10 protein-coding genes are annotated in these 11,831 nt (G+C 61.1%); 7 read left to right on the top strand and 3 right to left on the bottom strand.

Features of this window, described 5'->3' with window-relative positions; all coding sequences use genetic code 11:
• Positions 1-258: 258 nt before the first annotated feature.
• The 3 genes from ACIP8I_RS09135 to ACIP8I_RS09125 all read right to left on the bottom strand — a co-directional run bounded on the left by ACIP8I_RS09135 (position 259) and on the right by ACIP8I_RS09125 (position 2,575).
• Positions 259-630: a translation initiation factor Sui1 gene (locus ACIP8I_RS09135; protein WP_007914613.1), complete on the bottom strand. Its 372-nt coding sequence runs from the start codon at positions 628-630 to the stop codon at positions 259-261.
• A gap of 316 nt (positions 631-946) precedes the next feature.
• Positions 947-1,504 (bottom strand): NUDIX hydrolase, encoded by a 558-nt coding sequence (locus ACIP8I_RS09130; RefSeq protein WP_400760396.1) that lies wholly within the window; start codon positions 1,502-1,504, stop codon positions 947-949.
• 3 nt (positions 1,505-1,507) lie between these two features.
• A complete protein-coding gene (locus tag ACIP8I_RS09125; protein ID WP_007963034.1) occupies positions 1,508-2,575 on the bottom strand; it encodes a DUF2333 family protein in 1,068 nt (355 codons plus the stop codon).
• Between the two features lie 426 nt (positions 2,576-3,001).
• Here ACIP8I_RS09125 and gcbA point away from each other — a divergent pair, with 426 nt between their 5' ends.
• The 7 genes from gcbA (at position 3,002) to ACIP8I_RS09090 (ending at position 11,730) form a co-directional block, all read left to right on the top strand.
• The gene (gcbA, locus tag ACIP8I_RS09120) at positions 3,002-4,672 is read left to right on the top strand and encodes a diguanylate cyclase GcbA (RefSeq protein WP_400760394.1); all 1,671 of its coding nucleotides are present in this window, start codon (positions 3,002-3,004) and stop codon (positions 4,670-4,672) included.
• A gap of 51 nt (positions 4,673-4,723) precedes the next feature.
• Positions 4,724-6,670, top strand: a complete 1,947-nt coding sequence (locus tag ACIP8I_RS09115) for a methyl-accepting chemotaxis protein (RefSeq protein WP_400760391.1) — start codon at positions 4,724-4,726, stop codon at positions 6,668-6,670.
• Between the two features lie 252 nt (positions 6,671-6,922).
• A complete protein-coding gene (gene aroQ, locus ACIP8I_RS09110) occupies positions 6,923-7,375 on the top strand; it encodes a type II 3-dehydroquinate dehydratase (protein ID WP_025111759.1) in 453 nt (150 codons plus the stop codon).
• 48 nt (positions 7,376-7,423) lie between these two features.
• Entirely contained in the window at positions 7,424-7,885 is a 462-nt protein-coding gene (gene accB / locus ACIP8I_RS09105; RefSeq protein WP_400760388.1) for an acetyl-CoA carboxylase biotin carboxyl carrier protein, read from the top strand.
• A 17-nt stretch (positions 7,886-7,902) separates the two neighbouring features.
• Entirely contained in the window at positions 7,903-9,261 is a 1,359-nt protein-coding gene (gene accC / locus ACIP8I_RS09100) for an acetyl-CoA carboxylase biotin carboxylase subunit (protein ID WP_400760386.1), read from the top strand.
• Between the two features lie 267 nt (positions 9,262-9,528).
• The gene (gene prmA / locus ACIP8I_RS09095; RefSeq protein ID WP_027613592.1) at positions 9,529-10,407 is read left to right on the top strand and encodes a 50S ribosomal protein L11 methyltransferase; all 879 of its coding nucleotides are present in this window, start codon (positions 9,529-9,531) and stop codon (positions 10,405-10,407) included.
• A 30-nt stretch (positions 10,408-10,437) separates the two neighbouring features.
• Entirely contained in the window at positions 10,438-11,730 is a 1,293-nt protein-coding gene (locus ACIP8I_RS09090; protein ID WP_400760384.1) for a DUF3426 domain-containing protein, read from the top strand.
• The last annotated feature ends 101 nt before the right edge of the window (positions 11,731-11,831 follow it).

Raw genomic sequence — 11,831 nt, 5'->3', positions numbered from 1 at the left:
TTGGCTGCAATCTTTTTTAGGTGTGCGTCGTACGGACATCGAAGTCCCCTATAAAGAAGTCATAGTGCGTCGCCTGATCGCAGGCCGGCGCAGTCTAAAGAATGAAAATGACGGTTCGTCAGCGCGGCGGTAGACCGCGCTGACCGCGTGTAGTTTAGAAACCGGTCATGAACAGGCTCTGTGAAAACCATGGAGACGACGCCGGATCTGAACTGCTTCAGTGCCGGATCAAGCCGCAGATGGATTTCACAGAGGCTGCTAGCCGCCGGACTTCTTCGCTTTGAAACCGTGTTTGATCAGCTCTGCCAAGAGTAGCTCGACATGATCGCCCTGGATTTCGATGATCCCGTCCTTCAACGCCCCGCCGGTGCCGCAACGTTTCTTCAACGTTGTCGCCAATTCCTTGAGGGCGTCTTCGGCCAGTGGCACACCGGTGATGGTGGTCACCGTCTTGCCGCCACGGCCCTTGCTCTCGCGACGCACGCGGGCAATGCCGTCCCCGGCCGGGATCACGGTTTGTTTGCAGATACAGGCGTCCACCGGCTTGCTGCATTCCGGGCAATGACGACCTGCGTCGGTGGAAAATACCAGGCCACCAAGGGCGGCGAAGGATGCGGCTTTTTTGGCCACCGGCAATCCTCTTGGGAGGACAAAGACTGATCGCGACCTTGGGCAAGGTCATCGACCGCGAAGCCCCACTCAGGCAGGGGCAGCGCTACTGCACCGAAATCGTTGAACCGCTCGACTTCGACCTGTAGGAGCTGTCGAGTGAAACGAGGCTGCGATCTTTTGATCCTGGTCTTCAAAGATCAAAAGATCGCAGCCTTCGGCAGCTCCTACAGGCCCTTAATCGTTCAGGCCCACGTCAAACCATTCGGTGCAGCTTGAAAAGGTCGCGCAGTGTAACGGCAAAAAGCGCAATTGCTAAGAGCCAATCGGCGCCAATTTATGTGTTCTTTGCGACGTCGCTTTGCTGCGCCTTCAGATAGCGCTTCAAGGCTGCCAGAGAGTCCGGGCAGTATGGCTTTTGCCCGATTTCCAGCAATACCTGTTCGACCGGAATAAAGCGTGCTTCCAGCACTTCTTCCGGCTGCAGTTTCAGCGGGCCGTCCCACACCGCGGAAAACGCCGAGCACCACAGTCGATTGCCGGTGTCCTCGAAGAAGAAATGATCGTGGGCGGTCAGTTCCACCCCGCTCACCCCCAATTCCTCTTCCAGCTCGCGGGCCGCCGATTCGGCGTAGGTTTCATCGGCCTGCACCATGCCGCCGGCCGCTACATCCCAGTAACCGGGATAGATCGCCTTGCTCAAGGTGCGCCGATGCACGCAAAGCTCACCGGCGCTGTTGAACAGCATGATGTAGGTGCCGCGCCCGATCAGCCCGCGCTCACGCAGATCGGCCCGCACCAGAGCGCCGAGCAGGTTGTCCTGCTCGTCGACCCAGGCGATCTGTTCAGCATCGGAGGCGGCGCGATGGGCCGCCTCTTTGGCACTCTCGACCATGACTCAGCCCTGATTGAGCAGTTGACGCAGATCGATCACGGCGGCGTTGGCCCGGGAAATGTAGTTGGCCATGACCAGCGAATGGTTAGCCAACACGCCGAAGCCGCTGCCGTTAAGAATCATCGGGCTCCAGACCGGCTCCTGCGACGCTTCCAGCTCACGGATGATCTGACGCACGCTGACCGTAGCGTTCTTCTTCGCCAGCACATCGGCGAAATCGACTTCGATGGCGCGCAACAGGTGCGACAGCGCCCAGGCCTGACCGCGCGCTTCGTAGAACACGTTGTCGATCTGCATCCACGGGGTTTCGACGACTTCTTCGTCCACCTGTGGGACTTCGCCAACCGCCGGCACTTCGGTTTTCAGCGCGGTGTTGAGCTTGACCCGGCCGACACTGGCGGACAGGCGTTGCGACAGCGAACCCAGACGGGTGCCGACATCGCCCAGCCAGTTGTTGAGGTTGTCGGCACGGGCGTAGAACAAGGCGTTTTTCTGCGTAGGATCAGACAGGCGCGCCTGGTAACGGCTCAGGGAGTTGATGCCTTCCTGGTATTCCGATTCGCTCGACGGCAGGATCCAGCTCTTGTTGTCGAAGTTGAAACGCGGTTCGGCCTTGGCCAGATCAGCATCCTCGGCCGACTGCGACTGCGAACGGGCGAAGTCTTTACGCAGGGCACGGGTCAGGTCACGTACCTGCACCAGCACGCCGTATTCCCAGCTTGGCGTGTTGTCCATCCACAGGCCAGGCGGGAAACGGTCGTTGGAAATGTAGCCGCCCGGTTTGTTCAGCAACGTACCGGCAACGGTCTTGAGGGTTTCGACCGTGGTGTAGCCGACGACCATTTGCTTGCCTTCTTTCTCGGCAGCCGCCTGGGCGTTTTGCGCCACCGGAAACAGCGCCGGCTCCTGGCTCCAGTACCAGCCCAGGCCGATGGTCACCAGCAGATAAATGCCGATCAGCGTGGCCAGCGCGCGGCTGAACAACAGCCCGCCCACATAGCTGCGGGTGGCCGACTTCGGCTCAGCGGCACGTTCAGGCGCGCTGCCCGCGCGGTTCTTCCAGTCCAGCATGGCGATATCCTTTCAATCACTTGGGTTCAACGGTTCGACCACAACCATACAACAACGTGCCAAGGCCGGCACCCGCCATTGAAGAGAAGCAGAAAATCCACCGAAGGCCCGACATCGAACTGCGAATTCTCTAGGGGTTTCCCTGATACACCGCTACCAATGTAGCCCCGAATCAGACATTTGCAGATCAGCGCGTGTGCGCAGCACAGCGTTGTGCACAAAGGCTTTTTCACCTATTGAGCAGCACGACACGCCCGGTTTTCGGGAGTCTCAACGACGAACAGGTCCAATCCGAGACCACCCGGTCAGAAACTGAATTGTGCAGCGTCGCAGATTATTGACGCACGACACTCATATAAGGGAAAAGAGGTGCTAGCATAGAGCCACCAGTCGATCTCAGCATGCGCCCTAACTAGTAGTCAGGATATGACCGAGCCAGAAGACCCCAGCCGTGAGCGCCTCAAGCACCACTTTGCCCAGCGGGTAATTCATCAGGCACGTCAGATTCTTGAGATATGGCAGCGCCTGCAACGCAGTGAGTGGTCCACCGCCGACCTCGCCGAACTGAGCGAGGCCAATCTGCGCCTGCTGCGTTTTGCCGAGCGTTTCGAACAGCCCGAACACACGCAGCTCGCGCGTCATATCGGTCAGTCGCTGGAAGCGGTGGACGCCAATCGCGGGCGCCTGAGCAGCGGCCTGATCACCGACCTCAATCGCTTGATGCAGCGCCTGTCGCGCACCGGTCTGCGCCATGGCGATCAACTCGACCAGACCTTCCTGCCGCCGCTGCGCAAGCCGATCTACGTGATGTTGCAGGATCACGACCGCGCCGAGCGACTGGCCAAGCAGCTGGAATTTTTCGGCCTGACCGCGCAAGCGCTGGACAGTGTCGCGGCGTTTCGCTCCTCGATGGTCGAGCGCTTGCCCGCTGCGATTGTCATGGACGTGGACTTCAGCGGCGCCGGCGTCGGTCTGCAACTGGCCGCCGAAGCTCAGGTTGGTCTGGAAGAGCCGCTGCCGCTGCTGTTCTTCAGCCTGCACGAAACCGACACCCCGACCCGCCTCGCCGCCGTGCGCGCCGGCGGCCAGGAATTCCTCACCGGCACCCTCGAAGCGTCGAGCCTGCTGGAGAAGATCGAAGTCCTGACCTGCGTCGCCCAGTACGAACCTTATAAAGTGCTGATCATTGACGACTCCCGCGCCCAGGCCTTGCACACTGAGCGCCTGCTCAACAGCGCCGGAATCGTCACCCGCACGCTGATCGAACCGATCCAGGCAATGGCCGAACTGGCGGACTTCCAGCCGGATCTGATCATCCTCGACATGTACATGCCGGCCTGCACCGGTACCGAACTGGCCAAGGTCATCCGCCACAACGACCGCTACGTCAGCGTGCCGATCATTTACTTGTCGGCCGAGGACGATCTGGACAAGCAGCTCGACGCGATGAGCGAGGGCGGCGACGACTTCCTGACCAAACCGATCAAGCCGCGGCATCTGATTACGACTGTGCGCAACCGCGCCGCCCGTGCGCGCAACCTCAAGGCGCGGATGGTCCGCGACAGCCTCACCGGCCTGTACAACCACACGCACATCCTGCAATTGCTCGAAGACTGCTCGTTCCGCGCCCGCCGCGAGAACAAGCCGCTGAGCTTTGCCATGCTCGACATCGACCACTTCAAACGGGTCAACGACAGCCACGGCCATCCGATGGGCGACCGGGTGATCAAAAGCCTGGCGCTGTTCCTCAAGCAACGCCTGCGCAAGACCGACTTCATCGGCCGTTATGGTGGCGAAGAATTCGCCATCGTCATGCCCGACACCGATATAGAAGCGGCGCACAAAGTGCTCGACGAAATCCGCCAGCGCTTCGCCGAAATCCACTACCCGGCGCAGCCGCAGGATTTGTGGTGCACCTTCAGCGCCGGCGTGGTGGAGATGCACGATGATTCCGACAGCCTGATGATGGCCAGCCAGGCCGACGAGGCGCTGTACCGCGCCAAAGGTGCCGGACGCAACCGGGTGCAGACCGCGCGTGACTCAAAGCAAAGTGCCACTTTTTCATCGGAATCCACTGATTCGGTCATAACGCTGTAACAGAACCGCAATAAATTCAGGCGCTTACCATTTCTGCCGTTGGTAGCCGTCATGCGCCTGAAGTTGCTCACCAATCTCAATACTCTGCTGCTGGTCGCCGTTTGCGTGGCGCTCGGTGCGACGCTGTGGTGGTCGCAAAAAGCCCTGGAGCGCCCGTATCTGTTGATGGAGCGCTACCTCGGCCTGTCGCAGCAATTTCAGAATGACGTGGCACGCAATGTCGAGGACTACCTCGCCAGCGGCGACGCCCTGCGCCTGAGCAGCGCCAGCCAGGCCATCGACGGCCTGCAGAAGGAGCTCGGCGAACTGCCGCCGGCACTGGCCGAGACCCTGCGCCCGAGCCTGTCGAGCCTGGAAGAATTCAGCAAGACCGACCTGCTCGCCGCCGGCAAACTGGCCGGTGATCCGCAGGCATTGTTGCTGCAGGCCGAACGCGAACTGAGTGCCAGCCTCGATCAACTGAGCACCTACGCCAACGGCAACGCGACGTACCTGACGCCGCTGCTCGCCGCCTCCCAGCATCTGGGCAAGCTGTCGCTGGCCCGCGACAAACTGGTCAGCAGCGGCCGCAGTGAACTGGCGGCCGATGTCGAGCGTGAAGTCGACAATATCCGCACCCAGGCTCAAGCCATCGACGCCCTGCCCCTGCTCGGCGTGGTCGCCACGAATGAATCAGGCAGCGACGATTTCGCCGCAATGATGGGCATCGAAAGCACAGAAAAAGCCGCCGCCGAAGACGCCGGGGTCGGCCTCAAGCGTGAACTTAACAGCCTGCTCGGTCGCTACCCGGCGGAGCTGGCGCGTACCCGCGAGCAGATCCAGAAACGCACAGACCTGAGCACCGCGACCCATCTGAAGATCGCTGCCGTGCAACAGGCGATCGCCGGACTGGAGCCGGTAGTGCGCGCGCAGCACGGGCAGATCCAGAGCGAAGTGCGCTTGATGCAAGGCGTGATGATCGGCCTGATTCTGCTGATCGCGCTGTTGATCGACACCTTGCAGCGGCGCCTGGCGCGCACCCTGACCAACCTTGCTCCGGCGCTGTCGACCTGGGCCGAAGGCGATTTCAGTCGCGACATTCAGTTGGGCAAAACCAACCGCGAACTGCATGACATCGAGGCTTCGCTCAACCGCTTGCGCGCCTATCTGGTGGATCTGGTCGGGACGATTCGCGGCAACGCCGAACAGGTCGCCGGCAGCAGCCGCACCCTGGCCGAACTGAGCAACGATCTGCACAACGGTGCCGAACATCAGGCCGGCGACACTGCGCTGATCCGCGATTCACTGGGTGAGCTTGAAGCGACCATTCAGCAGGTCGCTGGCGATGCACGGCAGGCTGCCGATGCCAGCCGCCATGCCGGGCTGGCCGTCGAACATGGGCAAACCGTGATCGGCCAGAGCCTCACCGGCCTGCATGCTCTGGTCGGCGAGGTGCAAGGCAACGCGCAGATGATCGAGCACCTTGCCGAAGAGTCGGCAACCATTGGTGGCGTGCTGACGGTGATCCGCTCGATTGCCGACCAGACCAACCTGCTGGCCCTGAACGCGGCGATCGAAGCGGCGCGGGCCGGGGAAATGGGCCGTGGTTTTGCAGTGGTGGCCGAAGAAGTGCGCTCACTGGCGCAACGCACGGCGGGCGCGACAGCGGAAATCCAGACGCTGATCGCTGGCCTGCAAACTGCGGCCCGACAATCGGTCGAAGGCATGCGCGCGCAGGTCGAACACGCCGAAGCCACGGCCAATCAGGCACAAGCGGCGGACGGCGCGCTGGATAAAATCGTCGGCGCGATCCAGACCATTTCCGACACGGCGATCCGCATCGCTGATATCACCGCCCAGCAAAGCGGCGCGGTCAGCGAGATTCGCGATCACAGCGAGCGGATCCATCAACTGGGCGGCGATAACCTGCTGCGCATCGGCGAAGGTCGTGAACAGGGCGAGAACCTGCTGCTATTGGGCGGGCAACTGCATACCGCCGTGCAGGCCTTCCGCGTCTGACAAACCGCTATCGCGAGCAAGCTCACTCCTACAAGGGAACACATTTCAACTGTAGGAGTGAGCCTGCTCGCGATAGCGTCATTCGCATCAGCGCAAATCTTGCGGAATGACCGGATCAAATCACTCAGTCACAAATTTCGCGCAAACATCGGTCATCGTGCTGGCTATTGCAGAGAACTGGACAGTCACAAAGTCTTTGCGGCATAGTCGCCGGGTTCTGACGACTGCTCATTCATAACAAGGAACACGCAGATGGCAACGCTACTGGTGCTGCACGGCCCCAACCTGAACCTGCTCGGCACCCGCGAACCCGGCACCTACGGTTCAACGACCCTGGCGCAGATCAATCAGGATCTGGAGCGCCGCGCCCGTGAAGCCGGCCATCATCTGCTGCACCTGCAAAGCAACGCCGAGTACGAATTGATCGACCGCATCCACGCCGCTCGCGGTGAGGGCGTGGATTTCATTCTGATCAATCCAGCAGCATTTACACACACAAGTGTCGCATTACGTGACGCGCTGCTGGGAGTGAGCATCCCATTCATCGAAGTGCATTTGTCCAACGTGCACAAACGCGAACCTTTCCGCCATCACTCTTACTTCTCCGATGTAGCGGTGGGAGTGATCTGCGGCCTTGGCGCCAGCGGTTACCGACTGGCCCTGGAGGCCGCACTAGAACAGCTTGAAACACAGGCAACGACTTGAACCACAAGCGTTAAACGCCCCTGACCGACCCTTGGGAGTTGATGATTCATGGATATCCGTAAAGTTAAGAAACTGATCGAATTGCTGGAAGAGTCCGGCATCGACGAGCTCGAGATCAAGGAAGGCGAAGAGTCCGTACGCATCAGCCGTCACAGCAAGACCCCGGCTCAGCAGTACTACGCTCCGGCGCCGATGCAGGCTCCGGCCGCTGCACCTGCCGCCGCTGCTCCAGTAGCTGCTGCCGCTCCGGCTGCCGCTGCTGCTCCGGCACTGAACGGCACCGTGGCCCGCTCGCCAATGGTAGGCACCTTCTACCGTAAATCTTCGCCAACCTCGCCAGCCTTCGTTGAAGTCGGCCAGACCGTGAAGAAAGGCGACACCCTGTGCATCGTCGAAGCCATGAAGATGATGAACCACATCGAAGCTGAAACCAGCGGTGTGATCGAATCCATCCTCGTCGAAGACGGCCAGCCGGTTGAGTACGACCAACCGCTGTTCACCCGCGTTTGAACTGCGGAGAGCCTTTGATGACTGCGAAGTTGGAAAAAGTTCTGATAGCTAACCGCGGTGACAACGACCTTCGGATTCTTCGTGCCTTCAAAGAGATGGGCATCAAGACCGTCGCCGTTTACTCCAAGGCCGACAAAGAGCTGATGCACCTGGGTCTGGCAGACGAATCCGTCTGCATCGGCCCGGCGTCCGCCGCTCAGTCCTACCTGCACATCCCGGCCATCATCGCTGCCGCTGAAGTGACTGGCGCTACCGCCATTCACCCAGGCTACGGTTTCCTCGCGGAAAACGCCGATTTCGCCGAGCAGGTCGAGAATTCCGGCTTCGCTTTCATCGGCCCGAAAGCCGAGACCATTCGCCTGATGGGCGACAAGGTATCGGCCAAGCACGCGATGATCGAAGCCGGTGTACCAACCGTTCCTGGTTCCGACGGCCCGCTGCCGGAAGACGAAGAAACGGCGCTGCGCATCGGTCGTGAAGTCGGCTACCCGGTGATCATCAAGGCCGCCGGCGGCGGTGGTGGTCGCGGCATGCGCGTGGTGCACAAGGAAGAAGACCTGATCGCCTCGGCGAAACTGACCCGCTCCGAAGCTGGTGCGGCGTTCGGCAACCCGATGGTCTATCTGGAAAAATTCCTGACCAACCCGCGTCACGTCGAAGTTCAGGTACTGTCCGACGGCCAGGGTCACGCGATCCATCTGGGCGACCGCGATTGCTCGCTGCAACGTCGTCACCAGAAGGTGCTTGAAGAAGCGCCGGCACCGGGCATCGACGAGCAGGCGCGCCAGGAAGTGCTGGCTCGCTGCGTCAAGGCGTGCATCGACATCGGCTACCGTGGCGCTGGTACCTTCGAGTTCCTGTACGAGAACGGTCGTTTCTACTTCATCGAAATGAACACCCGTGTTCAGGTGGAGCACCCGGTTTCGGAAATGGTCACCGGTATCGACATCGTCAAGGAGATGCTCAGCATCGCCGCTGGCAACAAGCTGTCGTTCACGCAGGATGACGTGGTGATCCGTGGTCACTCGCTGGAATGCCGGATCAACGCTGAAGACCCGAAAACCTTCATGCCGAGCCCGGGCACGGTCAAGCATTTCCACGCCCCAGGCGGCAACGGCGTTCGCGTCGATTCGCACCTGTACAGCGGTTATGCAGTTCCGCCGAACTACGACTCGCTGATCGGCAAGCTGATCACTTACGGCGCCACCCGCGACGAAGCCATGGCGCGCATGCGCAATGCCCTGGACGAGATCGTGGTGGACGGGATCAAGACCAACATCCCGCTGCACCGTGATCTGACCCGCGACGAAGGCTTCTGCAAAGGGGGCGTGAACATTCACTACCTCGAGCACAAGCTGGCTGGCGAGAAGCACTAAGCTTCAAGTCCGCACCTGACAAGGCCGCCTTCGGGCGGCTTTGTTGTTTCTGCAGATTACATAAACCCCTGTAGGAGTGAGCCTGATCGCGATAAAGCCGGCACATCCAGTATATGTGTCGACAGCACCATCGCCATCGCGAGCAGGCTCACTCCTACAAGGGAATGGCGTTTCAAGTCTCTCCCACAAATCGTCTGCGCTCGCGTAAACTTGCGCGCTTCTCGCTGGCCGCTAGGCTGCAATCATATTTTTTCAAAGGTGCCCGCCATGCCTTGGCTGCAAGTACGTCTCGCCATCAGCCCGGAACAAGCCGAAACCTACGAAGACGCTTTCCTTGAAGTCGGCGCCGTTTCGGTGACCTTCATGGACGCCGAAGATCAGCCGATCTTCGAGCCGGAACTCAACACCACCCCACTGTGGGCACACACGCACCTGCTGGCCCTGTTCGAGGGCGGCACCGAGCCTGCACCGGTGCTGGCGCATCTGGAACTGCTGACCGGCAGTCCGCTGCCCGAGCATCACAGCGAAGTCATCGAAGACCAGGACTGGGAACGCAGCTGGATGGACGGTTTCCAGCCAATGCGTTTCGGCCAGCGGCTGTGGATCGTGCCGAGCTGGCACGCCGCGCCCGAGCCTGACGCGGTCAATCTGTTGCTGGATCCGGGCCTGGCGTTCGGCACCGGCACCCACCCGACCACCGCCCTGTGCCTGGAATGGCTCGACGGTCAGGACCTGAAAGACTGCAACGTGCTGGACTTCGGCTGCGGCTCGGGGATTCTGGCGATCGCCGCCCTGCTGCTCGGCGCCAAAGAAGCGGTCGGCACCGACATCGATGTGCAGGCGCTGGAAGCCTCGCGTGACAACGCCGGGCGCAACAACATTGCCGATGAGCTGTTCCCGCTGTACCTGCCGGAAGATCTGCCGCAGGTCAAAGCCGACGTGCTGGTCGCCAACATTCTGGCCGGCCCGCTGGTTTCCCTGGCGCCGCAATTGTCCGGCCTGGTGAAAACCGGCGGTCGCCTGGCGCTGTCAGGCATCCTCGCCGAACAAGGTGAAGAAGTCGCCGCCGCCTATGCGCAGGACTTTGATCTCGACCCAATCGCCAATCGCGATGGCTGGGTGCGTATCACCGGCCGTCGGCGCTAGAATGACCGCCTGCATAAACCGGATCGCCGCATGACCGACAGCTTCGTCACCCAGTGCCCGCATTGCCAAACCAGCTTCCGCGTCAGCCATGCCCAATTGAGCGTGGCCCGTGGGGTGGTTCGTTGTGGCTCCTGCCTGCAAGTGTTCAACGCCGCCAAACAGCTGCTGGAACAACATGCCGGCAAGGAAGCGGTGACGCCGGTGGCCCCAGCCATCGTCCAGCCAGCACAGGCTCAACCTGTGGTCAGCGAGCCACCGCCGGTGGTTGAAGCACCGGCCAGCGTCGAACCGACCGCACCGCGCGCCATCAGCCAGAAGCAATGGAGCGCCAGCGAGCTGGATCTGGACAGTCTTGATCTGGACGAAGAACTGGCCCGCCTCGAACAACGGGAAATCCAGCCGACCACCGAATTCGGTCGCCAGCGCGAAGAGTCTCTGAGCGCGCGTCGCGACAGCCAGGAAGCCGATGAATCGGAGTGGCGCGACAGCCTGTTCAGCGCCCGCGACGATGAGCACCTGCCCGAGCCCGAAGATGAAGTCGAGCCAGATGCCGTCGAACCTGAACCGCTGAAAACCGTGCGCACCGAGCCTTCGCTGTCGCTGGAGCCGGTGGATCTGGACGACGAGCCGTCGATCCCGCAACTGCGCCTGCACGACCCGATCGATCCGAATGCCCGTCGTGAACGCCTGTCCGCCAACGTCGAACCCGACGAAGATGACCTGCCCTCGGTCGAACCGCTGCGCAAAAAACGCGAGCGTGCCGAACCCGGCGTGCGCGCCGAAGTACTGCAGGATCTGACCGACGATCCGCTGCAACTGGACTGGCAGAAGCGCCGCTCGCCCTGGGGCCGACGCCTGCTCTGGGGCTTGCTGGTGCTGTTGGCCGCCGCCGGTCTGGCAGGTCAGTACATTGCCTATCATTTCGACGAACTGGCGCGCCAGGATCAGTACCGCCCATGGTTTCAACAGTTCTGTCCGCAGATCGGCTGCACAGTGCCGTCCAAGGTCGACATCGGCAAAATCAAAAGCAGCAATCTGGTGGTGCGCAGCCATCCGGAATTCAGCGGGGCGCTGGTGGTGGATGCGATCATCTACAACCGCGCGACGTTCTCCCAGCCGTTTCCGCTACTGGAACTGCGCTTCGCCGACCTCAACGGTCATCTGATCGCCAGTCGTCGCTTCAAACCCGGCGAATACCTCAACGGCGACCTTGAAGGGATGGCGGAAATGCCGCCACAGACGCCGATCCACATCGCGCTGGATATCCTCGATCCAGGCCCCAAAGCGGTGAATTACAGCCTGAGTTTCCACTCGCCCGAGTGAATCGCTTCACCGCTTCAGGTTTGACGGCAGTTTTCTGACTGCGCCCGCGGCAACCAAACCGCTGGCAATAACAGAATAACTGTTCAGATTTTGTTCAATTC

The organism is Pseudomonas sp. NPDC088414 (genome assembly GCF_044753325.1).
Taxonomy (GTDB): Bacteria; Pseudomonadota; Gammaproteobacteria; order Pseudomonadales; family Pseudomonadaceae; genus Aquipseudomonas.
Note: the sequence above shows the minus strand (reverse complement) of the source record. Positions and strands in the feature narration are given on the sequence as shown.

What these genes read in the sequence shown, in the direction of transcription:
- gcbA (WP_400760394.1), top strand. Translation starts at nt 3,002, where the DNA reads ATGACCGAGCCAGAAGACCCCAGCCGTGAGCGCCTCAAGCACCACTTT.
- aroQ (WP_025111759.1), top strand. Translation starts at nt 6,923, where the DNA reads ATGGCAACGCTACTGGTGCTGCACGGCCCCAACCTGAACCTGCTCGGC.
- ACIP8I_RS09130 (WP_400760396.1), bottom strand. Translation starts at nt 1,504, where the DNA reads ATGGTCGAGAGTGCCAAAGAGGCGGCCCATCGCGCCGCCTCCGATGCT.
- accC (WP_400760386.1), top strand. Translation starts at nt 7,903, where the DNA reads ATGACTGCGAAGTTGGAAAAAGTTCTGATAGCTAACCGCGGTGACAAC.
- ACIP8I_RS09125 (WP_007963034.1), bottom strand. Translation starts at nt 2,575, where the DNA reads ATGCTGGACTGGAAGAACCGCGCGGGCAGCGCGCCTGAACGTGCCGCT.
- ACIP8I_RS09115 (WP_400760391.1), top strand. Translation starts at nt 4,724, where the DNA reads ATGCGCCTGAAGTTGCTCACCAATCTCAATACTCTGCTGCTGGTCGCC.
- accB (WP_400760388.1), top strand. Translation starts at nt 7,424, where the DNA reads ATGGATATCCGTAAAGTTAAGAAACTGATCGAATTGCTGGAAGAGTCC.
- prmA (WP_027613592.1), top strand. Translation starts at nt 9,529, where the DNA reads ATGCCTTGGCTGCAAGTACGTCTCGCCATCAGCCCGGAACAAGCCGAA.
- ACIP8I_RS09090 (WP_400760384.1), top strand. Translation starts at nt 10,438, where the DNA reads ATGACCGACAGCTTCGTCACCCAGTGCCCGCATTGCCAAACCAGCTTC.